Here is a 22,623-nt window from a genome sequence, read left to right as displayed (position 1 = left end):
AAAGGGCGATGAGTTCGACGGATCAGACCCGAAACCAGATGATCTAGCCATGTGCAGGATGAAGGTTGGGTAACACCAACTGGAGGTCCGAACCGACACCCGTTGAAAAGGGTCCGGATGACGTGTGGCTAGGGGTGAAAGGCCAATCAAATCTGGAGATAGCTGGTTCTCCGCGAAAGCTATTTAGGTAGCGCCTCGGACGAATACCTGCGGGGGTAGAGCACTACATGGGTGATGGGGTCCCACAGACTTACTGAGCCTAAGTAAACTCCGAATACCGCAGAGTACTATCCGGGAGACACACGGCGGGTGCTAACGTCCGTCGTGAAGAGGGAAACAACCCTGACCAACAGCTAAGGCCCCCAATTCGTGGCTAAGTGGGAAAGCATGTGGGACTTCCATAACAACCAGGAGGTTGGCTTAGAAGCAGCCATCCTTTAAAGATAGCGTAACAGCTCACTGGTCTAGTCAAGAGGTCCTGCGGCGAAGATGTAACGGGGCTCAAGCCACGAGCCGAAGCTTTGGATGCACAGCGATGTGCGTGGTAGCGGAGCGTTCTGTGATATAGAACGCTGCCTCCTTGATCCCTTATCCGGGTAACCGGCGGGGAAACTGGAGGCAATGTTCTGACTGTGAAGCCGGGCTGTAAGGCAACCGGTGGAGTGATCAGAAGCGAGAATGTTGACATGAGTAGCGACAAAGAGGGTGAGAGACCCTCTCGCCGAAAGTCCAAGGGTTCCTGCTTAAAGCTAATCTGAGCAGGGTAAGCCGGCCCCTAAGGCGAGGCCGAAAGGCGTAGTCGATGGGAACCAGGTTAATATTCCTGGGCCAGGAGGATGTGACGGATCCCAAAGGTAGTTCGATCTTATCGGATTGATCGGGCTGCTCAGGGGTTCCTGGAAATAGCCCTCCGCAAGACCGTACCCGAAACCGACACAGGTGGACTGGTAGAGAATACCAAGGCGCTTGAGAGAACCACGTTTAAGGAACTCGGCAAAATGCCTCCGTAAGTTCGCGAGAAGGAGGCCCCATTCGCAGGCAACTGTGGGTGGGGGGCACAAACTAGGGGGTGGCGACTGTTTACTTAAAACATAGGGCTGTGCGAAGCCGTAAGGCGACGTATACAGTCTGACGCCTGCCCGGTGCTGGAAGGTTAAAAGGAGGGGTGCAAGCTCCGAATTGAAGCCCCAGTAAACGGCGGCCGTAACTATAACGGTCCTAAGGTAGCGAAATTCCTTGTCGGGTAAGTTCCGACCTGCACGAATGGCGTAACGATCTCCCCGCTGTCTCAAACGTGGACTCAGCGAAATTGAACTGTGTGTCAAGATGCACACTACCCGCGGTTAGACGGAAAGACCCCATGAACCTTTACTCTAGCTTTGCACTGGCATCAGGATTGTGATGTGCAGGATAGGTGGTAGGCTTTGAAACCGGGACGCCAGTTCCGGCGGAGCCTCCCTTGAGATACCACCCTTCGCACTCTTGATGTCTAACCGCGGCCCGTTATCCGGGTCCGGGACCCTGCATGGTGGGGAGTTTGACTGGGGCGGTCGCCTCCCAAATCGTAACGGAGGCGCGCGAAGGTAGGCTCAGACCGGTCGGAAATCGGTCGTTGAGTGCAATGGCAGAAGCCTGCCTGACTGCAAGTCTGACAAGACGAGCAGAGACGAAAGTCGGTCATAGTGATCCGGTGGTCCCAAGTGGGAGGGCCATCGCTCAACGGATAAAAGGTACTCTGGGGATAACAGGCTGATGATGCCCAAGAGTCCATATCAACGGCATCGTTTGGCACCTCGATGTCGGCTCATCTCATCCTGGGGCTGGAGCAGGTCCCAAGGGTATGGCTGTTCGCCATTTAAAGAGGTACGTGAGCTGGGTTTAGAACGTCGTGAGACAGTTCGGTCCCTATCTGCCGTGGGTGTAGGATACTTGATGGGAGTTGCCCCTAGTACGAGAGGACCGGGGTGAACGATCCACTGGTGGACCAGTTGTCGTGCCAACGGCAGTGCTGGGTAGCTATGATCGGACAGGATAAACGCTGAAGGCATCTAAGCGTGAAGCCCCCCCAAAAACTAGGTATCCCTTGAGGGCCGTGGAAGACCACCACGTCGATAGGCCGGAGATGTAAGCGCGGTAACGCGTTCAGTTGACCGGTACTAATTGCCCGATTGGCTTGATTTGATCCAGTAGCAGCAAGGCTACAATCAATAAGCATGCATACTTATGTGAACAGGACTTGGACAAAGGCTTCTTCCTCGGTTTGGTGGTCATAGCGCTGGCTAAACACCCGATCCCATCCCGAACTCGGCCGTTAAGGGCCAACACGCCAATGGTACTGCGTCTCAAGACGTGGGAGAGTAGGTCACCGCCAAACCTAGAAAGAAGCCACGTTCTCTCAATACGATCAAAAACCAAAAGACAAACATCGGCGCGGGGTGGAGCAGCCCGGTAGCTCGTCAGGCTCATAACCTGAAGGCCGCAGGTTCAAATCCTGCCCCCGCAACCAAAAAATCAATTACATTACAACGACTTAAGTCTCCCACGGGAGGCTTTCCGCATTTGCACCCTAGCCGCCCCGGAATCACACCGGAAGCACTCGGGCGGAAACCATGGCGTAAAATCGGCGGGATCACATTCACGTGTAGGCCCTGCCAGTCTATCCAGCACGGGAGCCACGGTGTCGGCGGCGGCATCTGAAGCACGTCTTCCCGGCAGCAACGAGACGGACGTGCGGTCGCGGGGATTACTTTTTAGGGGCCAGAAGCAGCTTCGGGTGTGGGAGGTGCGCCACCTCTGGCGCAGGTCGGCGGGGCGATAGCCCATGTCCCGGGCGATGGCGTCCCAGTGGCGCCCGGCCATGGCCTCGGGGCGGCGACGCTTCGCGGCGAGGTCCTGCGCGAAATACTGCGTCACATGCGGCTAAGGCAGCACTGTCGAGACATCGTAGAGCGGGGCGAGCCTTGGCTCGCCGCCGACCGGCAGCAGGATCGAGTAATTCTTGGTATGGGCGTCGGTATTGGCGACGAGGATGTTGAAGATCACCTGGTCCAGCAGGGTCAGGGCGTCGGTCGGCGGCAGCGCGCGCCCGGTGGCCAGCAGCGTCTTCAGGCCAGGGCCGGCGATGGTGCCGCGCTCGTATTTCCGGCCGAGAGGGATACCGTTGGCTTGGGCAAAGTCCTCCTGATAAACCCGCTGAAGCTGACCCGCCCGGCCGAGGCGTCGGTCGTAGCGCAATGCGCAAATGGCCGTGCGCTTCCCGGTCGTCAGGATCGTCGTTTCCGGGGCTGCGATTCCGATGGCCTGAGCCAGATGCAGGCAGAACACTTCGTTCTCGATGATGCCGGGCAGGTTCGGATTGTCGGGCTTCACGATGCTGGGGACGGATGCCAGCCCGATCTTGGCGGTTTACAAAAGCAAAGGGCGGATTGTGCGTCCGAGCGGGCTGGCGGCATTGACAGGTGATCCGCTTGTCGCTGTCCTTGGGGGCGATTGCGGCGCCCATCGCCAAACTTGGCCATCATGGGGTCAAGCCGTCGGTAGTCCGGTGCCGCCTTGGTGCCCTTGCTGTTTCGCTGCCGTCGCCTTTGCAAGACTGAGCAGTCGCCTGAAGGCGGGATTGTCGTTCCTTCTGGACCATACTGCCGAAAAGGGGAGGCTCTCCCCGAGGATGGGGCGATAGGCCACGCCGGGGAAATGCGCGACCGTCATCGCCTCGCTCACCAGCGTCAGCCCCCGGCCGAGCGCCACGAGCGGCACCAGATTGTCCCGGCTGACTTGCTGCACCTGGATATCCGGGTGTTGGCCGAGATCGGCAAGCCGTCGCACCAGATGGTCATGGATCTCCTGGCCCGGGGCCGTCTCGCTCACCATGAAGGCCTCCTCTGCCACGTCGCGCCATGTCAGAATATCATTCCTGGCCAAGCGGTGATCCCGCGGCAGAACGGCGAAGACCCGCTCGGACCACAGTTGCTCGTGTTCGCAGTCGGGCCATTCCCGGGCTCCCGTAATGAATGCGACATCGAGGGTGAGCTGACGGATGGCGGCGATATGCTCGGCTGGATTGCCGTCGACCAGTGCGATTTCAACCTTGCTGTGCCGTTGTCCGTAGGTGCTCAGCAGGTCGGCCAGAAAGCCGGATGCGATCGAGGAATAGATCCCGATGCGGATCCGGCCATGCTCTGACCGTCCGGCCGAAGCAACCTCCTGGGTGCCTTCACCGATGGTCCTGATGGCTTTTCTGGCGCGGACAAGGAATCGCTGGCCTGCATGGGTCTGGGAGAGGCCCCATGTGTGGCGGTGGAAGAGTGAGGCGCCGATCTGGTCTTCGAGATCGGCGACGCAGCGGCTGATCGCGGACGGTGACAGACCGAGGGCCGCCGCCGCCTTGCGGAAGCTGCCATGTTCCGCCGCAGCTACGAAATGGCGCAGGTGACGAAGCTCGATCTTCCAGCCTGGATTGAACATCTCTTTCGACATCCCGCGACCCCTCAGGATTGCCGGCCAAATCCTTTATCTGCCGAGGCTTGCCGCGCGTCGAAGCGTCGCTACGGCGGTGGAGGTGAGACCGAAATACGTGGAGACAGTCACGTTTGCCCGGGGCGCTCTCTATGCGGCCCAAGACAGTCTCAGGAGGCCTGGGCGCTGATCCCCTTCTCGGCCAGCCAGGAATCATGGAGCCATTTTTCCGTGCCGCGATGGCCGGGGAAGGTGATCCAGATGATATCGCGCTCGAAGACCATGACCTTGCGGTCGGCGCCGACGATGACCCACATCCAGCGGCCATCGGCCGTGTTGCGCATCTTCACCTTCATGCCGGTCAGCGTCAGGGTCTCTGTCTTGCCATTGCGGGCGACGCGCAGCGGCTCGTCATGCGGCTCGATCCAACTCACCTTGAGGACGGGCAGCAGATCGGGCGCGGCCTCGCTGAGGAAATCCATCGCGATGGCCTGGGTTTCCTCGCGCGAGGGCAAGGTGCCGCCGACCAGATCGAGATCCATCCGGGCGAAGCCCTTGAGGCGGCCATCGGCCGCGATCACCGTGCTGAAATGCTCGCCGCCAAGGGCGACATTGCGCCCGTCCGTCCGCTCGTAGCGGACCAGTTCGGCGGCTTCCTTGTCGACGGTGACGGCGCGGCGGGAAACCTGCGCGTAGCCCTCGGGCATGTATCGGGCGATCGTCGTCGCAACAGGCTGCGGTGCAGTGGTGGTCATGGCATTTCCTTTCCTAGTATCGGCGAGGATGGGGGTGGTGGCGAGACCGGCGATCAGTCCGAAAGCGGTCAGTGCCCTTATTGTTCTGGTCATGTGCATCGAGAATGCTCCTTCAGCTTGTTGCGGGTGCAGGCGAGGGTTTGCGACGGATGCTGAGGGTAAGGACGGCTATGGCCACGGCCAGCAGGACTGCGGGCAGAAGCCAGAGCGGGCCGGTGCCATGGCTGGCGAGCGCTTGCGCGACCGGCGGCGCGATGCTGGCGCCGAGGAACAGCGAGAACGTGTAGATCGCCAGCGCAAGTCCGCGATTTTCGTTGGTGGCCTGGCTCGCAATCGTGGCGATCAGGCCGGGAACCGCGAGGGCGACGCCGGACGACAGGATGACGCTGGCGGCGAGAACCGTGCCCGCCGTGCCGGTTGCCGCGAAGGCGAGGGCACCGGCCATGACGATCAGCCCGACACGGGCGGTTACGGAAGGGCCGAACCGGCGGGTGATCGGGGCTGCCGCGAGCGTCAGGAGCAGCGGCGGCAGGCCAACCAGCCGCAAAGTTTGAAGGTCGAGGTCCAATCCACCGTTCAATGCCTGCGCGCCACTGTGGAAGGCCACGAAGCCGAACAGCACCGTGATGGCCGCCAGCCAGCCGGACAGGATCGCCGGATTGCCCAGAAGTGCCCGAAGGCCTGCCTTCGGGGCCGGGTTGCTGCCGGGCATTGCGGCGCTTCGCCGGTCGGCCTGCGCGGTGAACAGCAATCCGGCGGCGCCGACCAGATAGAGGGGCGTCACGGCGAACATGATCGCGGGCAGGGCACTCACCTCTCCGGCAAAGAACTGCGCGACGGGCGCTGCCCCGAGGAAGGCGAAGCTCATCAGCGAAATCCCGAGCGGCCGGTGCGCGGGTGGTAAATCCTCGGCAACGAGCGAGAGCGCAGCGGGCGGAAAGGTGGAGGCGGCCAGCCCCTGCGCGGCGCGGGCCACCAGCAGCAGGCCAAAGCTCTGCGCCATTCCGACAAGCACCGTGATGAGGGTCGTTGCGACCAACCCGATCACGATCACGCGCTTTCGGCCGTAGCGGTCGGAAAGCGGCCCGAAAATCAGAAACCCTGCTGCATAGGCCAAGCCGAAGGCCGATCCGGCGAGGGCAGCACTGCCTGGGGCGACATTGAACCGCGCGGCGATGTCGGCCACCAGCGGGATGGTAGCATAGAGCTGCCCCACGACAGCAAAGCCGCAAAGCATGAGAAAACCCAGAAGAAGGGTGCTGCGTCGTGCCATGGTTGGCGTTCCTTCCTATACCTGACGGCAAGTGTAGATTGTGGACAAGTGAAGACTACATTCCTCCCTCGTCATGCTTCGCGTGCGGATTGGATCAGGCCCTTCATCCGCGCGATATTCGCTTCAAGATCGGTCTTGAAGGCGGTGAGTTCGCCGAGCTGCGTGTTGGTCTTGGCCAGTTGCGCCTCAAAGATCTGGAGAACCTTCTCCTTGCCCTTGATGCCGCTCGCATCGGAAAAATACAGGTCGATGACGCTGGCGATCTCGTCGAGGCTGAGGCCGAGCTGCTTCAGCACAGCGATCTTTTCCAGTCGCCTCACCGACTGCTCGTCATAGTAGCGGTAGCCCGCGCCTTCCCGTTCTGCGGGCGCCATCAGCCCGATACGCTCGTAATAATGGATGGTCCGGTGACTGACGCCCGTGCGCTCTGCCAACTCGCCGATCTGCATTCTGTTTGCGTGGCTGCTCATGCTGCACTTCAATCTCTATCTGACGTTCGGTTACATCTAGGCGCGATCACGCAGTTCGTCAATCGGCAAGGCGTTTGCCGGGTCCTGTGGGCTCGCCTTCAAGCTGACGATTGCCGACAAAGCTGATCGACAACGCGCCCACGATCAGCAGCGTCATATGCACCTGCTGGATGGCGCCCTGCTTGATCCAGTAGCCAAACCAGAAGCCGCCGATCATGAAGCAGAGCCAGAGCGCCATGAAACAGGTGAGCGCCCGAATGGCGGTCGCGCGTGTGGCTTCGGGGAGCACGGGGCCGCCACGCAAGGCCGTGGCCGCGCAGCCCCAGGCCGCTTTCCAGAGGTAGGCGGTGATCCCGGTCTGGACTGCGACCACCAGCCACAGGATGACTGGCGTGACGGCACCCGGCAGCGCACGCCAGCGCAGGTTCTGGCCGAGCCCGTTCGGCTCTTCGGCCAGCAAAGCCATCTCGAACATCGCCCCGAGATGGAAGTGATTGGTTCCGGGGTCGGTGACATTGTTCAGCACGGCAACGGTCATCCATCCCGCGAGGCCAAGCATCAGCACTGATTTGGCTGCGACGACCGCATTCATGCGGCAGTTCCTTCCATCCTGAGCGTTTCAATACCGGGAAGCACCGGCCAGCCGCGCTTGCGCGCGGTTTCGGCCAACTCGCCTTCGGCGCCGATCACGGCCGGATGGCCGACAATTTCCAGCAGCGGTAGATCGCTCGGATGATCGCCATATCCATGGCAATCTGCGAGGCCGATCTCGAGCGACTGCGCAAGTTGCCGGGCTGCGGTCTGTTTTCCTTCGCCGATCATCACCGGCGGAAGGATCGCCCCAGTATAGCGTCCGTTTTGCTCAACCAACCGCGTCGCAAGAACATGGTCGGCGCCCAGATGCCGGGCCACCGGATCAAGGATATCGCGGGCCGAGCCGGACACGAAGGCGATGGTGTCTCCTCTGGCGCGATGGAAGTTCAGTCTCTCCACCCCGGACGGGATGAAGAGGCTGCTGTTCGTCTCGCGGCGCATCGTGAACCAGTCGGCAGCACGGGCGCGCGTGGCCTCGGCATCGAGACCAGCGAAATGCTCCCAGAAGCGCAGATTGATCGACGCCCGGTCCTCTCCATCCGCGCTGCGCCGCCGCATCTCGTCGGTGATCGCCCGGGCATCAATCGAGGCTTCCCGCTCGCCGAGGAAACCGAGGAAGTCGAACATGCTTTTGGTGGCGATGAGGGTTTCATCGACATCGAAAAAGGCAATGCGCCGGGTGCTGGAAGACATGATCGTCACTCCGCTGCCGAACGAAAATGCTCCTCGGCCGCCGCGCCGAAGAACCCTGCATAGGCATTGACCGCCTCGATCCCCATCGCGACCTCCTTCTGCCGGAGACGTTCGGCATGGAAGAGCGTATAGTCCACGGTCAGCGTCGTCGTAGTCTTGTCGTTCTGGACCACATTCAGCTCGGCCGTGATGCTGAGCCGATCCGGGCGGGGAGAGGTGCGGGAAAGCGCCCGATACTCGACCACCGCCGGCAGCGGGAAGGTGAATGCCTTGAAGGCGGCCTCCATCCTGTTGAACACCACATAGCTGCGGCGGCCGTCCTCGTGGTCCATGTGGCAAAGCTCGCTGACCGCGATGAACATCTGGCGGCAGGCTTCGATCAGGACCATGCCCTGCACATGCTGGCCGGTCACATGATCCGAGATCAGCTCGTTACCGGAGCAGATCAGCAGCTCGGCGCGATAGACGCCATCGGCCTGCGCCTGCGGCACCGAAATCATGCTGTTATGCGCCTGGTGCTTATGGGTCAGCGAGCGAGGTGCCCGCGGTGCGGCGAGGAAAGTCCGCCAGAAGCGGAAGGCATCGCTATAGCCATTGTGCCTGGCCAGCGCCTCGATCTCGGCATGGTCCGCTTCGCTCAATCCTTGTCCGGGCAGAAAAGTATCGTCCGGGGCGATGGTTTCAGCTTGCAGCCGCTTGCGAACCTCGGAGGCATCCAGCGCACCGCATTCGCGCGAGAAATCCGAGAAGACGTCCGCGCTCACGATCCAGTTAGGCATCTCTATCTCCAGTTGGCTTACGTGATGGGCTGGGGACCTGATTCCATTCTAAATCTGCACCGTGCTGGAGGTTACATTTGAGCCTGTGAAACATTACGTCAAGTGTAGTTTCGCTTCGTAGCACATTTTTCGTGCAATGAAGAAACTTGGATCTCCGAGCGTACCACCACCGCCATTGTCGGCTCGTCCGATGCGGGCATCCGGCAGATGCGGATGTTGTCGCGACCGATGGGTCGGGAACCCGGAGGTGCCCCCGGGTTCCGGTCATCCTCAGAACCGGGATCGTCCAGAAATTCGGGGTCGCGGAAGCCCTGTGTGACGAGGGACAAGCCCTGCGACCGGAAGCGCTTTGCCACGCCCATCCGCCATCATCTGGCGCAGGTCGCCGCAGAGAAGACAGAGGGATAGATCGGCCGTTTGCTTCTGCTTGGAAAAGCAAAACCCCGGCGGTATGCAGAGCAGGGACCAGCCGGGGGATACGCTGTCTATATGGAGTCTCTCGCGGCAAAACCAAGAGAGCGCCCTCGCAACGTGCCGACCTTCAGCGATGCCCTGTCCGCCGACCGCTTCAGCACCTACCTCGCCTGGGCCGGGGGAGATGCCGCGCTGGCCGAACGGCTCTATACCTACAATGTCCGGCTCTCGGCCGCTTCTCTACGGGCCGCTTCACATGCTGGAAGTGGCCATGCGCAACAAGATCAATGCGCGCCTTGAGCAGGTCCATGGCGCAGGCTGGCGACCCGGCCGTATTGGCGACAGCCTATCAGGCCGGGTGTGTCCGGCAGGCTGAACAGACGTTGCGGCAGAGCAACAAGCCGGTCACGGTCTCCAGACTGGTGGCAGAGCTGAACTTCGGGTTCTGGTCATCCTTGTTCGGACGTCAGTCGCATGACCTGTGGCAGGTGCTGCGTCCGATGTTCCTGGCGAAGGGGATGCAGCGATCGGCCATCGCCCATGAACTGCGCGAAACCCGTGTCATGCGCAATCGGGTCGCGCATTACGAGCCGATCCTCGGGATGGCGCCGGCGCAGCGCTACGCGGCTGTCACCACGCTGACGGGTTGGATCTCGCCGGGTGCGGCCGCATGGATCGTCAAATACTCCGCCTAGATCGTTTTTCCGCCAATCGCGCCCCTCTCCCTCCGGGCTAAAGCAGTTTGCGCATTCCTTTTCGGAGAAGAGATCACATACCTTGCCGCCAGCGCGTCACAACTCGTCATAGGTTTGGGCTGCGGCTTTGCGGATCAAGGCGTTGAGCTTTGCAAATGCCATCTCGATCGGGTTCAGGTCGGGGTTGGAGAGAAAAGCGCCCGCTGGGCGGTTTTTCCCGAACAACGGAACAGGAACCATGGCCCTGCGGCTCGTATGGTTCCTGCTGCTTTCGGGCTTTTGGGATTGGACAGATTGTCGAGGATGATCACATCACCGCGCCGCAGGGTCGGGGCCAACCGGGTCTCGACATGAAGATCATCTCCCCGTTCATCGCGCCAGCGATGACGCAGGGCGCGTCGCGCCGGTCATGACGCAGGGCTGCGATGAAGGTCTGGGCTCCAGAGCGGGGCATGGCTGGTCAGGCGCGCGCCTGTGAGAGCCCGGCCGGTGGTCTTGACCATGTTGGTCTTCAGGGAGGGTTCATCCATGAAGCCGATGCGCGGCAACAGGTTGCGCATGAAGGGTTGGCGGCGTGGTGGCGGGCCTGCCGGACCTCAGTTGTTTCCGTTCCGTCGCTTGCAGGTCAGCCCGAGGTTGCGCAGGGCGCGCCAGGCTGAGACGCGGTGGACGGTGATGCCGTGCTGCCCGGACAACTCTCCTGGATCATCCGGCGCCAGATCCGGGTTCTCCCTCATCCGCGAAGCATGCCAGCCCCGCACGGCTGCAAGCTTGCCGCCGCCATTGCCTTGACGGAGCCGCTCCAACCCGCCCGTCCATTTGACAAACCTGACCGAAACCCGGAACCGGCCAGCCGCCGCGCAGCGGGAGCCCCCCTCCTCTACGAAAGCGCCCACCCGCTCCCGCATGCCATGGGATGCGCCGTGCCCATCCGCCCCCCCCCAAATCTGCTTCACAGACAGGGAAGCACGGAGCAGGCGGAGCAGGAAACATGTAGCGGGATGAGAGAAATACGATCTAGGGGCAGGCCCCATAAATCCCCTCGAAAGCAGGCAGTTGTCATGTTCCACGCTCCCGACCTGGAGAGGGATCATGGGCGAGGTTTTCTGGCTGACCGATGCACAGATGGAGCGGCTGCGGCCGTTCTTTCCGAAGTCTCGCGGCAGGTCGCGGATTGACGACCGGCGTGTGCTGAGCGGCATAATCTTCATTCAACGCAATGGGTTGATGTGGAGTGAGGCCGCGAACGCCATTGGTTCGAGCGCGCGGGCCGAACGCGCCCTTGGCTTGTGGTCCGCCGACATGAGGGAAACCGTGGCCCCAATGGGGCCGCGTAAGTTCCCGAAAGGCTTTGCAAACGCTTGAGGCGATGGAGGTGAGCGGTCAGCGCGCCATTGGTTCGAGCGCGACCGCGAACAGGGCGTCTCCGCCTGGATAATAGATGGCCTGGCTGCCGAAGCTGTGGTTCCGAAGACCGTGATGATCGACGCGACACATCTGAAAGCGCATCGGACGGCGCGGACGCGCTGATCGGGCGCACGAAAGGCGGGCTGAACTCAAAGCTGCACGTCCTAGGCGATCCGGATGTTCCTGTCGGCGGGCCGGACCTCGGATCACATCGGGGCGCGGGCGCTCCTGGCCTCCATCCCTCCGGCTGTGGTGCTGCTTGCCGACCTGGGTTATGATGCCGGCTGGTTCCGCAACGTACTGATCGAGATGGGCATTTCGCCCTGCATACCCTCACGCATCGGACGGAAGGTCCCGATCCCGTACGACGCGCACCTCTACCGCCAGCGCCACAGGATCGAGAACATGTTCGCCCGCCTCAAGGATTGGCGGCAGATCGCAACCCGCTACGACCGCTGCCCCATCCTGTTTCTCTCAGCCTGCGCCTTGGCGGCTACTGTCACCTATTGGTTAGGAGGCCTGACCTAGACTGAGTTTCGCTCAATCGCGCCCCTCTCCCTCCGGGCTGAAGCAGTTTGCGCATTCCTTTTCGGAGAAGAGATCACATGCCCTGCCGCCAGCGCGCCACAATTCGTCATAGGTTTGGGCTGCGGTTCTGCGGATCAGGGCGCTGAGCTTTGCAAATGCCATCTCGATCGGGTTCAGGTCGGGGCTGTAGGGAAAAGAAAAGCGCCCGGTGGGCGGTTTCCCCGAACAACAGGAACCATGCCCCTGCGGCTCGCATGGTTCCTGCTGCTTTCGGGCTTTTGGGACTGGACAGTTGTCGAGGATGATCACATCGCCGGGACGCCGTATCGGCGCCAACCGGGTTACGATATAACGGGCAACATCTCGGCGTGCAGCGCTCCGTAGATGACCCAAGGGGCATCGGTCATGGCGCAGGCCGCGACAAAGGTGTGGGGCCAGTGGCCGGACGGAGCGCGATCGACAAGGCGTTGGCCGCAGGGCGCCCAACGGACGGGCTTGGCTAGGTGGGTCTTGACGGAGATCTCGTCTGTAAATGGCAATCTTTCCAATGGTATGGATATGCATGGCTGACGTTCCGCGATCCCGATGCGCCGTGGATCGGCCACATCCTTGCGCTTCTGCTCAAGCGCTTGCAGGTCGTTTGTGCATCAGCCCGAGGCCGCGCAGGACCGGCCAGACGGGGCTGCCATAGGTCTCGGAGAACTCTGCTGCCAACTTATCAAGCGTGATCCCGCTCGTCACATCGCCAGCCCGCAGCCGTTGCCTGGCCCCCCGCGGCGCCAGCGATCCGGTTTCACGCCGCAACTTGAACAGATCGTTGACGAATTTCGGTGAAACACAGAAGTGCGATGCCCGGGCCCCTCGTCAAAAGATGCAACGACCCGCGTCCGAAATTCCATCGGATGCGGCCAGCCCATCTCGAACCCCCATAGTTGCCTCAACAGCCCGGAAGCACAGCATGACAAATCCCGGAACCCTCAAGCCGATTGACGGAAAGGGATCTAGCGGGCGTCTTCATTTCTGTGATCCATACCATTACGCATGCGATATTGGGTAAACGTTGCATCTGGCCCCCGCCGTCATGGCTAAAAACTGCGCTGAAGGCATGATATATTCCTCTCAACCCGCGAGGATTATATGTCAGAAACGAAAAATCCGCCTCTTCACGCCTTCGGTTTCGCCATCCCAGTCACTCCGGCTGGACGACGTATCTGGCCACCGCAGTTCAAGCGCTTCGTTCTGGAAAAGATAGATGCCGGATAGCTTACCTCAGGCCAGATCATAAAAACATGTGGTGTATTGAGGTCCTATATATACCAGTGGCGCATGCAGGCCAAAGGCAAGCCCGCAACTGCGGCGGAATGGCGCGCAAAGGCTCAGTTTGCAGAAATTGCCATCCATGAAGATGAGGAACCTTCTTTTCCTGAGATCGCCCTGCCCGCGCATATCACCATTTCCGGACTGATTGCCGAAATTACGCTTCCTCGTGATTACTCTGTCGCCGATCTCGTTTAGATCCTTCGGGCGATGAAAGCCATGAACACAACTGGGGATGTCTCGTGATTTCGCCTTCAGGGAACCTTAGGATCTATCTGGCCACCCGGCCCGTGGACTTTCGTAAGGGAATGGATGGTTTGGCCGCCATCGTGCAAGCGGAATGCGATCTCGATCCGTTTTCTGGAGCCATTTTTGTTTTTCGGGCCAAGCGCACAGATCGTTTGAAGATTGTCGTCTGGGATGGAACTGGGCTGGTACTGGTTTGCAAACGCATCGAGGGAACGAGTTTTTCTTGGCCGAGGGCCCGTGATGGAGTGATTTCCCTCACCCGATCGCAATTCGAAGCGCTCTTCGAGGGATTGGACTGGACCCGGATAAGAGCCCGCGTGCAACCGGGACCTGTGCAGGCCTAGATGTTCAATCTCGGATTCTGGTGGATCGGATTTAGGATGGATCTGCCCAGATCTTGCAGACGTATTCGTATGACGCGAGATTCCGCCGGTCTTGATCCCTCGTTCGGAGTTTTGGCCGCCATGTGCGCCGAGCTGGTCGTGGCTGTCATAATGGAAGCGCTTGACAGTCGCGTTCTCGAGTCAGGTCTGAACAACGCGTTTATGCCGCGCAGGGTTTGCAAAGAGAGCTGTCAGCAACCACGATGATGGAGAGTATGAGTCGGATGACGAGGGACGCAATGGCCCTGAGATGGGTCAGGATTTTGCGGATGTTGTGGCCGCAGGCACAGAGAACGGCGAAGACCGCATCGCCGATACGGCCTTTCAGGGGGCATCTGGCAAGGCGTCCGTCCATCTTCATGTGACCGATCTCGGGCTCGATGGCGCTGCGCCGTTTCAGGAGTTTGGCCAGTAATGGCGTTAGGCCGCGCCGCTGGCCGCTGATCAGGACCTTGGTGCTGTTCACGCCGTGGCCGCGATAGCCGCGGTCGACGACGACGAGATCGGGCACCTGGTCGGTCAGGATGGCGACCTGTTCCAGCGCCGGCGCCAGGGTGTGACCATCATAGGGATTGCCCGCGAAGCTGCGGGCGCCGACGGCGAACCCACTGTCGAGGGTGGTGGCGAGGCTGACCTTGGTGCCGAATTCGTAGCGCACACGGGCCTTGCCCTTTGAGATGCAGTCGACCTCGGGCTCATGCAGGGAATAGAGCTTGTCGCGGCTCTTCGGCCCCTGTTCCAGCAGGCGCCCGACCAGCCAGAGCGCGTCCAGAACCTTCTCGTGCAGGGGGCCTTGCGGGATGTCCTGCAGGTGACGGCGCAGATCGCGGCGCACCCGGCCGACATACCCCCTGAGCCGGCGCAGCGCCTTGCGCATGCGTTTGAACTGGCGGGCATGGGCGTAGCGCCCGACCTGGATGGCCAGCCGCGGTGCAAGACGGGCATAGCTCTGGCGCAGATCGATCCCGGCCTTCTTCGCCAAGCCGACCAGCAGGGCCCGGGCCCGCTCGTAAAGCCGGGCATCCGTAGGATGGGCGATGTTCTTTTCCATCACGGTGGTATCGACCGCCACCCGCTTCAGCGCCTTGTCCGTGATCGTCCCAGAATTGCGGCCTGCTTCGATCGTCTTGGTCAGCAGCCATTCGACGCCTTCTTCACCGATCCTCTTGCGCCAGCGCACCAGTGATGAGGGATCGATCGGCGGGCGGTGCTGAAAGAAGGTCTCACCGGTGAAATGCTGATAGTAGGGGTTCTCCACCCAACGGGCGACCACCGCCTCGTCCGACAGCTTGAAGGCGTGCTGCAGATACATCAGCCCGGCGATCAGGCGTGGCGAGGTCGCCGGACGGCCTGTCTTCGAGGGGAAGAACCCGGCCCATTCCCGCTCGAAGAACTCCCAGTCGATCAGGGCGGCGAGCTTCACCAATTCGTGGCGGGCATCGATTATGTCCACCAGCCTGGGGCGCAGGAGATCATTCTGTTCGGGGGCGCGGGAATGGGGCTTCATGGGCGATCGGAATTTGCAGGGTTTCTGGGGCCAGATTACGAAACCTTGCAATCTGATGCCAACAAAACAGCAATATAACAACGCAAAATCAATGTGTTCCGCGTTGTTCAGAGCCGACTCTTGAGCGTGCGGTTCATCCGCTCAACTCGACCATTGGTTCGGGGATGGTCGGCCTGTGCCAGATCTCATTTGCCTCTCAGATCATGCCGAAGCAAATTGTTCGGGTGTAAATGGTGTTCCGCTTTTGTGGCATGAAACAAGCGGGTAGCCGCGCAGCTGCCCGCTTGTTCTGTTCAGGTGAATATGAAATCCGAAGCCGTCAGATCCGCCACCTTGAGGGCCGTACTTTCCAGAAGGATGGTATCCGTCGCCGATCCATAGTCCACGAGGACCCCAGTTTTGCCTCCACTGTTGTATTGCGAGATGTGGAGATCAGAAAATTTCACTCCAGCCGTCGAGAACTTGATCTTGTCATATCCATCGGTGTAATCACCGATGGTGTCCTTCCCGCTGCCGGTTTGGAAGACGAAGGTGTCAACGCCTTTCCCTCCGAGATAATAGTCACTTCCCTTCCCACCGTCGAAAATGTCGTTTCCATCGCCTCCCTTCAATTGATCGTCACCATCTCCGCCATAAAGGCTGTCGTTCCCTGCGAGCCCATCGAGAAGATCATTTCCGGATTTTCCGAACAGGATATTGCCTGCCGCATCGCCTCGTAGAACATCATGGTAATTCGATCCCGAAACACCCTCAATGCTGACATAAGTGTCGCCCGCGGAATCTCCCCGGTTGTTGGTGGCGTTACCCAGGTCAACGGTGAGCACCTTCGCGGCATTGCCGTAGTACACCAAATCTATTCTGGCGCCACCGTCCAGCTTATCAGCCCCGGTCCCTCCTTGAAGGCTGTCATTTCCATCTCCACCATACAGCGTATCGTTGCCAGCCTCACCGTAAAGCTGATCATTACCGCCGCGACCATTCAGTATTTTATTACCGGAATCGCCCCGCAGAATGTCATTGTAATTCGATCCCAGAATATTTTCGATGTTTGCGAAGGTGTCTCCGGTCGCATCGCCCGTATTGTTCGCAGCCTTGGTCAGGTCAACCAGAACCCTGGCCGCCGCATTGCCATAATCGACCTGATCTGTTCCGGCGCCACCGTCGAGATAGTCGGCTCCGGCTCCGCCCTGGAGCGTATCATTGCCATCTCCTCCATAGAGCTTATCGTTTCCAAACTCGCCAAAAAGCTGGTCATTTCCGCCATAGCCGTCCAGACGATCATCTCCAGAACCACCAAACAAGCTGTTACTCCGGGCGTCACCCCGCAGAGTATCATTGTACTTCGATCCGGAAATGACTTCGATACTGACGAATATATCGCCCACAGCATCTCCGGAGTTATTCGAAGCCTTGGTCAAGTCAATCAGAACACCGGAAGCTGCATTGCCGTAGTCAGCCCGATCGGTTCCTCCGCCACCCTCCAGCCTGTCAGCTCCACCCCGAAGAATATCGTCTCCATCACCGCCATAAAGTGTGTCGTTCCCCGAGTAGCCATCCAAAAAGTCATTTCCAGCGCTGCCAAGAAGCGTGTTGGCGGATGCATTCCCGCGAAGGGTATCATTATGATTCGAGCCAGAGATCTTTTCTATGCTTGTATAGGTATCTCCTGCGGCATCACCGGTATTGTTCGCGACTTTGGTCAGATCGACCAATACCCCAGATGCAGCGTTGCCATAATCCGCCTGATCGACACCCTTGCCGCCATCCAATTGATCAGCGCCGCTGCCGCCCTGGAGGAGGTCATCTCCGTCACCACCGTAAAGCTGATCGTTTCCTGCGCCACCTTCCAGTCGATCGGTCCCCGCACTTCCTAGAAGCCTGTCATTCCCCTTTCCTCCATCGAGAGTGTCGTTGCCATTCTGGCCATCAAGCGTATCGTTACCGTCATCTCCGCTCAATAGGTCGGAACCATCTCCTCCCGCCATACTATCGTGTCCTGCGCGGCCAATGAGGATATCATCAAGCGCAGAACCGAGCATGGTGTCGTTATAGTTCGTTGCCTCATAGGCCTCGATATCCATTGATCTCGGCTGAGTGTGGTTGTAACGCACATCATCCGCAACGACTGCGCTACTGGCTGCCCAGTTTGCGAGGTTGATCACGATACCCGAGCTGAGGTTTCGGTAGCTCATAGTGTCGAAACCAAATCCACCCCTGATGCTATCTGCACCCAGCCCAGCCACCAAAATATCATCTCCGGCATTTCCGGAGAGATAGTTGCTTCCATTGTCACCGATCAGGATATCGTCGAAGTTGCTCCCTTCGAATGCCTCGATACTGATATAGGTATCGCCCGCGGCATCGCCGGTATTTATCGACGGCTTGGCAAGAGAAGCGGTGACCCCCGCCGTGGCATAAAAGTAAGATGCGTAATCCGGAGAGCCTGACGGATTCTTGCCTCCATCGAGAGTGTCAGCCCCTGCACCGCCCTCCAGCCAGTTGGGAAGATCGTCTCCCACGAGAGTGTCGTTATAGTCAGAGCCGACCAACTTGATGATGAAGCTGAGCTTGTCGCCTGTAGCATGTCCGCCGGTTGCCTTCCCGGTTTTCAGATTGATGTTAACCGCTGCATTGGAAGTCTTATATCCTGCGATTGCGTAATCCGTAGCATTCGTTTCTGGAGGCAGATTCTGATTTGGCGAAATTCCGCAGATTGTATCCGCTCCTGCGCCACCTTCCAGATAGTCCATCTGATTTCCGCCGTAAATCAGATCGTTACCGGATCCTCCGAAAATCGTATCATCCTGATCACCTCCGAAGAGCGTATCGTTACCGGCGCCGCCTGAAATCCAGTCCCAGCCCGTTCCCCCCTGAATACTATCGGCTCCGCCGCCCGCGAAAATGATATCATCGCTGCTCTCTATTTCCGCATCGCCAACATGGATCGTATGGCTGCCTGTATCCTTGAAGTCATAGTTCTTGTTATCCGGCGCAATCCATATATCACGCCCATCGCTTTCCCCATTAACGGCATATCGCGTGGAAGTGCCGACTTGTGTCGAAGTCGTCAGGTTCTTGTAACCCACCCCGGCCATGTTAGAATCAAAAGAGAAGCGTATGCTGGCACCGTCCTTAAGGGATGTAATTTTTGCTCCGTTCGCAAACAAGTTAAGATAATTCGGAATACTGGCAGAATCTTCAACAATGACATCGACAAAAATTTTGCCACCCGTGCCCCGCGATACTGTCACCTGCGAAAAATCAACCGCGACACCCGCATCAATCAGAGAGGCGACGAACCCGCCGAGACCACCGTTAAAGTCGCTCTGATTGGTTTGCGCGAGCTTCAATCCCTCAGCTCCCGCCAGAACATAAGCCCAGCTTCCCGCAAAAGCGGTGTCCGCCGCGCTTGCGATGAGGGCATTGATAACTTCCCGATTTTCGTGATAGCGCAGGTATTCCGCCGCGGTCGCCATTGCACTCGCGATGGTGAATGATGAGTTCCCGGTAGAGTTCGCAACAGCACGCTTCAGGAAAATATCACCACCGATAGGCTGGGCGTCACGCAGGAAGTCGATCACGGCGCCGTCAACCATCGCTTCGGCAGAGGCAGCCTTGCGGCCGTTGACGAAAAACTTAAGAGATCCATTTCCAGCAGAATCAATGTTCATTCGCTGAAGAACCCGGATCAGCGGATTACTTCCAAGATTATACGGGTCGTTACTCTGAAAGATCGCGGGCAACTTGAAATTGTCGATATGCGCATTCGCCATGTCGAAGGCGCCGATATTGCTCATATAGTCCTTCGACAGGTCGAGAACGGCCTGCCCAAGGTCACGCGTCGTTCCGGTCGGGAAACCGTCACGCGCGCTGGCGTATAGGTAATAGTTGAACACGCCCGGAACGATGACTTCGCCTTGTTTCTCCGCGAACATCCAGAAATCTGCCCCCGGGTCAGGGTCATCCCCAAACAGATTCCCCAGGTAAGTTCCAAGGAGAGATCCGACAAAGGCGCCGACCCCGGGAACAAGAAGATTGCCCAACAGCCCCATGGATTGCATCCCTGCGGCACCGCCGCCGATCTGTCCTATTGCCCATGAGGTTCCAATGATCGAGCCGAACGAACCGCCGATAGAGCCTTCGAGAGCATCCGCCGGCAGGATCTTCCTCGCCAATGCTGAACCGAAAAAGCTTCCAAGCAACAGCCCTGAAGACGCCTCCTGCCAAGCCTCACCCCATTTGAGTGCGTTCAGATTATAGCTGCTGTTCGCGAGTTGTTTGTAGAGAGAGCCAGCATAGGCCGTACCGACGGTGCCGAACATGTCCGCACCAAAACCTTCCAGGCCAAGCTTCTCACCGAGCTCGGCAACCATCAGCGAAGCCATGGACGCTTGAAGGCTTCTCGACGAATTCAGGCTTGATGTTATTCACCTGCGCCTTCAACGCATCGGCAAAAGACTCCTTAAAGCTGAAGTTGTGCGCGTTAAAGCTGAAGTTGTGCGCGTCAAACATGTGATAGCTGGTGCTCGTGATCACTTCTGCCAGATTCTCGGTGACCGCTCCCAGAACGGTTCCGCCAAGCAGCTTGGTGAACTGGCTCTCGCCGTTCAGAATGACGTTCGCCATCTGGGCGCCAAAAACGCGACCGAGGTTCTCGGCAAGGTCTATAGTCTTCTGACTGTCGTTGTGCACCCGCACGCCGCCTGCAACGTAAGTATGCAGATCCTCGACCTCGAAGTTGTAGCTGCGCCAGGCACCGCCCGTGCGATGCGCCAGTCCGTCGCCCGCAGCCATCGCTACGGTTTCGACCTCCTCGAACAGATGTCGGGTTGCTTCGGACCAGACGATCCGCTCAGCCCGGACCTGCGCGAGCGCGCCATCGGCCAGCACCACGGTCGGCGCGGCGTCCTCGATGATCTCGTCAATCCGCCGGAAACGCCCCTCCGTGTCGAGGAACCGATGCCCCGGCGTCACCGTCAGCTCCCGATCCTCGCCGCCCTCGCGCCAGCTCAGCCGCAGCCATTCCTCCGTTTCGTTCTGAAACAGACGCACCACCCGCTTTGGCACCAAGGCCCCCCGACCGAGATCGGCCGAAGGGTCGAAGGCGAGCACAAGGTCGCCGGGAAGGAGGGAATTAATCTCGGCTGTGCCAGTTGGCGTAGAAATCAACGTTCCGGGAATAAAACAGAAATCTTTACCGAGCACTTCAGCTATCGAGTCGGGATTGCGCTCGATATGCCCAGAATCGTTCACATAAAAGCGCTCCGTTGGGCTAATCGTTGCACTTTCAGTCGCGGTAGTTACACGAACAGATCCGTTTGCAAGTAGTTCAATTTCAAATGAAATTGATCCATTTCGGCTTGTCACCAAAACTGGTTGTCCAGTCGCGAAATCGGTGAGCCACGCATATTGTTCGGTCACTTGGGAAATTTGCGCGAGGGAGCTTCCTTCTGGCAGGCCAGAAGCTTCGATTAACGCGCGACCAAAATCAAAAACCGAGAGACCTCCGGAGAAAAACATATCTTGCAAAAAGAAAACGGTCAGCGATGCAGTGGTAGGGGCATTTCCAAAATCGCCAAGCAGTAACGGGTCGTTGATTACCCGAGCATCATCGGTCACGACGACAAAGTTTATGTTCGGGTGGCTCGTCACATAGTCTCGAATTGAAATTTCGCCCAAATCGCTATTTGGTGGCACTTGGCTCGGCGCTGCCCCAACCACATGGATGTTGCCGCTATCGTAATTTTCCAATATCCAGCGCACGGCGCGAGCACTGCCGGTGGCACTCGGTGGGGCAGCAAGAAGCTCCCTCAGAATTGTTCCAGTTACGTAAATCTCGCGATTTGACGCGAAGATAGAGTTGAGGAATCCAAATTCATCGGTACCCATGCGCCCAAGTTTTGCGAGGGTACTGGCATCGATAATCACAGCAAAGTTGTCAGGAGCCAAGTCGAGCGCAGTTGTCATTCATTTTCTCCAGCGCATGAAGCCGTTTCGAATGCCAGGTACAAAAAATCTCTTAGAAGTGAAAAGTCTGTTGCCAGCTTCGGCTCTTGCTTTATGCCGGCCTCTTGCATTCGCGCGTTAAGCATGTGGAGTTTGCCGACAGGGCCGTCGAAATCCTTCTCCGGGAAGTCGGCATCAAGTCCTTCCGCTGCCTTGACCGCATGCACATAGGTCCTCCAAAAATCGTGATCAGCCTTGACTGCCTTCAGGACGCGCTGGACCAATTCAGGATCTTGCTTTGTCATTGTTTTTCTCGCGTTGCAGTGCGAAGGTGGTTATTGGCCTCAAAGCTTGATCCGAACTTCCGCCATATTCCTGAGCCGAAAAAATGCTGACTTCTACCGGCTGCAGCGTCGTCGCTCCCGGTCGACGCATATCCGCCACCTGCGCGTATTTGATGTGGAACCGCCGCGCCAGGATCGCGGGTATGACCAGCGCCTCGATCTCAGCCACCTTCATTTCGCAGCCCACGGGGTCTTGCGTCATCAGCCAGGTGATCTCGCCCAGGATCTCCGCAACTGTTTTTCCGCCCACAGGATTGTTGGGGGGATTTGGTGCCGCATCGGGTGATTCGTGGGTCATGCAGGGCGTTCGAAAAGGGGCGTGTTGCGTTTTGTAGGCCATCCGCAATCGAAACTGTAAAGCGGGGAAATGGCGTCTGAAGTTCGCGTCTGCCATCGAGCGGCGTCGGCCGCCCCGGTGCGCAACGCGGCACTACGGTCGAACGTTCTGGAAGCGATGGACGGGATACCGCACCCGAAGCAGAGCCGAGGCCAGGATGCGCTGCCTCAGGCCCTTCGGCGAGCGCATCATCGCAAGAGACCCGGACCGCCAGATCGCCGCAATCCACATCCGCTTCGCCCTCATGAACCGCTTCAATGCCCTCGGCACCGCCGGGATCGTCCGCGTGGACTGAAACCGAAGGGGAAAGGGACAGTCACGCCTCAGGCCGCCTTTCTGCAACACCGCCGCGTGCAAGCGTGCTCAGGCATGGCTGGCGATGGCCTTGGCCACGACACGCGTCCCTTCGGGATCTCGAGAGCCTGCGGCCAGGCAAGCGAAGCGGTTTGAATCATGCGGTCGGCGAGGCTTCCATCC

18 protein-coding genes, 1 tRNA gene, 2 rRNA genes and 2 pseudogenes (1 of these 23 cut by a window edge) are annotated in these 22,623 nt (G+C 59.2%); 8 read left to right on the top strand and 15 right to left on the bottom strand.

Annotated elements, in window-relative coordinates:
* The 3 genes from QM789_RS15130 to QM789_RS15120 form a co-directional block, all read left to right on the top strand.
* Nucleotides 1–2,181 (top strand): 23S ribosomal RNA (locus QM789_RS15130); it begins 662 nt to the left of the window's first position.
* 78 nt (nucleotides 2,182–2,259) lie between these two features.
* Nucleotides 2,260–2,374 (top strand): 5S ribosomal RNA (gene rrf, locus QM789_RS15125).
* 55 nt (nucleotides 2,375–2,429) lie between these two features.
* Nucleotides 2,430–2,506, top strand: a tRNA-Met gene (locus tag QM789_RS15120).
* Nucleotides 2,507–2,919: 413 nt separating this feature from the next.
* Here the strand turns inward: QM789_RS15120 and QM789_RS15115 are convergent.
* The 8 genes from QM789_RS15115 to QM789_RS15080 form a co-directional block, all read right to left on the bottom strand.
* Nucleotides 2,920–3,369, bottom strand: a complete 450-nt coding sequence (locus QM789_RS15115; protein ID WP_420352679.1) for a HipA domain-containing protein — start codon at nucleotides 3,367–3,369, stop codon at nucleotides 2,920–2,922.
* Nucleotides 3,370–3,525: 156 nt separating this feature from the next.
* Nucleotides 3,526–4,476 (bottom strand): LysR family transcriptional regulator, encoded by a 951-nt coding sequence (locus QM789_RS15110; RefSeq protein ID WP_420352678.1) that lies wholly within the window; start codon nucleotides 4,474–4,476, stop codon nucleotides 3,526–3,528.
* A 149-nt stretch (nucleotides 4,477–4,625) separates the two neighbouring features.
* Entirely contained in the window at nucleotides 4,626–5,210 is a 585-nt protein-coding gene (locus tag QM789_RS15105; RefSeq protein WP_420352677.1) for a hypothetical protein, read from the bottom strand.
* Between the two features lie 112 nt (nucleotides 5,211–5,322).
* Nucleotides 5,323–6,483, bottom strand: a complete 1,161-nt coding sequence (locus QM789_RS15100) for an MFS transporter (RefSeq protein WP_420352676.1) — start codon at nucleotides 6,481–6,483, stop codon at nucleotides 5,323–5,325.
* 71 nt (nucleotides 6,484–6,554) lie between these two features.
* Complete coding sequence (locus tag QM789_RS15095) at nucleotides 6,555–6,932, bottom strand: MerR family transcriptional regulator (protein ID WP_420352675.1); 378 nt, start codon at nucleotides 6,930–6,932, stop codon at nucleotides 6,555–6,557.
* A 79-nt stretch (nucleotides 6,933–7,011) separates the two neighbouring features.
* A complete protein-coding gene (locus tag QM789_RS15090; RefSeq protein ID WP_420352674.1) occupies nucleotides 7,012–7,545 on the bottom strand; it encodes a DUF2165 family protein in 534 nt (177 codons plus the stop codon).
* Nucleotides 7,542–8,240, bottom strand: coding sequence for an HAD family hydrolase (locus tag QM789_RS15085; protein WP_420352673.1), 699 nt, complete (start codon nucleotides 8,238–8,240; stop codon nucleotides 7,542–7,544). Before QM789_RS15085 ends, QM789_RS15090 begins: the two co-directional genes overlap by 4 nt.
* Nucleotides 8,241–8,245: 5 nt before the next feature.
* Nucleotides 8,246–9,019 carry an AfsA-related hotdog domain-containing protein gene (locus QM789_RS15080; RefSeq protein WP_420352672.1) on the bottom strand — a complete coding sequence of 258 codons (774 nt, stop codon included), beginning with the start codon at nucleotides 9,017–9,019 and terminating at the stop codon, nucleotides 8,246–8,248.
* A gap of 722 nt (nucleotides 9,020–9,741) precedes the next feature.
* Here QM789_RS15080 and QM789_RS15075 point away from each other — a divergent pair.
* Nucleotides 9,742–10,128 carry a hypothetical protein gene (locus QM789_RS15075; protein WP_420352671.1) on the top strand — a complete coding sequence of 129 codons (387 nt, stop codon included), beginning with the start codon at nucleotides 9,742–9,744 and terminating at the stop codon, nucleotides 10,126–10,128.
* 96 nt (nucleotides 10,129–10,224) lie between these two features.
* Here the strand turns inward: QM789_RS15075 and QM789_RS15070 are convergent, their stop codons facing one another.
* Both QM789_RS15070 and QM789_RS15065 read right to left on the bottom strand, forming a co-directional pair.
* A complete protein-coding gene (locus QM789_RS15070) occupies nucleotides 10,225–10,368 on the bottom strand; it encodes a hypothetical protein (RefSeq protein ID WP_420350410.1) in 144 nt (47 codons plus the stop codon).
* Between the two features lie 356 nt (nucleotides 10,369–10,724).
* Nucleotides 10,725–10,865, bottom strand: a complete 141-nt coding sequence (locus QM789_RS15065) for a hypothetical protein (RefSeq protein ID WP_420350409.1) — start codon at nucleotides 10,863–10,865, stop codon at nucleotides 10,725–10,727.
* 355 nt (nucleotides 10,866–11,220) lie between these two features.
* Here QM789_RS15065 and QM789_RS15060 point away from each other — a divergent pair.
* The 3 genes and pseudogenes from QM789_RS15060 to tnpB all read left to right on the top strand — a co-directional run bounded on the left by QM789_RS15060 (nucleotide 11,221) and on the right by tnpB (nucleotide 13,973).
* Nucleotides 11,221–12,063 (top strand): annotated as a pseudogene (locus QM789_RS15060) (IS5 family transposase).
* Between the two features lie 1,326 nt (nucleotides 12,064–13,389).
* Nucleotides 13,390–13,578, top strand: coding sequence for a hypothetical protein (locus QM789_RS15055; RefSeq protein WP_420352670.1), 189 nt, complete (start codon nucleotides 13,390–13,392; stop codon nucleotides 13,576–13,578).
* Nucleotides 13,579–13,622: 44 nt separating this feature from the next.
* Entirely contained in the window at nucleotides 13,623–13,973 is a 351-nt protein-coding gene (tnpB, locus tag QM789_RS15050; protein WP_420352669.1) for an IS66 family insertion sequence element accessory protein TnpB, read from the top strand.
* Between the two features lie 199 nt (nucleotides 13,974–14,172).
* Here the strand turns inward: tnpB and QM789_RS15045 are convergent, their stop codons facing one another.
* The 5 genes from QM789_RS15045 to QM789_RS15025 all read right to left on the bottom strand — a co-directional run bounded on the left by QM789_RS15045 (nucleotide 14,173) and on the right by QM789_RS15025 (nucleotide 22,107).
* Entirely contained in the window at nucleotides 14,173–15,519 is a 1,347-nt protein-coding gene (locus tag QM789_RS15045; RefSeq protein WP_420351339.1) for an IS5 family transposase, read from the bottom strand.
* Between the two features lie 293 nt (nucleotides 15,520–15,812).
* A complete protein-coding gene (locus QM789_RS15040; protein WP_420352668.1) occupies nucleotides 15,813–19,904 on the bottom strand; it encodes a hypothetical protein in 4,092 nt (1,363 codons plus the stop codon).
* Nucleotides 19,873–21,486 (bottom strand): Hint domain-containing protein, encoded by a 1,614-nt coding sequence (locus QM789_RS15035; protein WP_420352667.1) that lies wholly within the window; start codon nucleotides 21,484–21,486, stop codon nucleotides 19,873–19,875. Before QM789_RS15035 ends, QM789_RS15040 begins: the two co-directional genes overlap by 32 nt.
* Nucleotides 21,483–21,770, bottom strand: coding sequence for a hypothetical protein (locus tag QM789_RS15030; RefSeq protein ID WP_420352666.1), 288 nt, complete (start codon nucleotides 21,768–21,770; stop codon nucleotides 21,483–21,485). Before QM789_RS15030 ends, QM789_RS15035 begins: the two co-directional genes overlap by 4 nt.
* Nucleotides 21,751–22,107, bottom strand: coding sequence for a hypothetical protein (locus QM789_RS15025; RefSeq protein ID WP_420352665.1), 357 nt, complete (start codon nucleotides 22,105–22,107; stop codon nucleotides 21,751–21,753). Before QM789_RS15025 ends, QM789_RS15030 begins: the two co-directional genes overlap by 20 nt.
* Nucleotides 22,108–22,228: 121 nt before the next feature.
* Between QM789_RS15025 and QM789_RS15020 the strand changes: the two are divergent.
* A pseudogene (locus QM789_RS15020) lies at nucleotides 22,229–22,441 on the top strand (IS5/IS1182 family transposase); the annotation flags it as partial.
* Nucleotides 22,442–22,623: the final 182 nt, after the last annotated feature.

The sequence above is a fragment of the Paenirhodobacter sp. genome (assembly GCF_047600745.1).
In the GTDB taxonomy this organism is placed as follows: Bacteria; Pseudomonadota; Alphaproteobacteria; order Rhodobacterales; family Rhodobacteraceae; genus Rhodobacter.
This window is presented reverse-complemented; position numbering and strand designations above follow the sequence as displayed.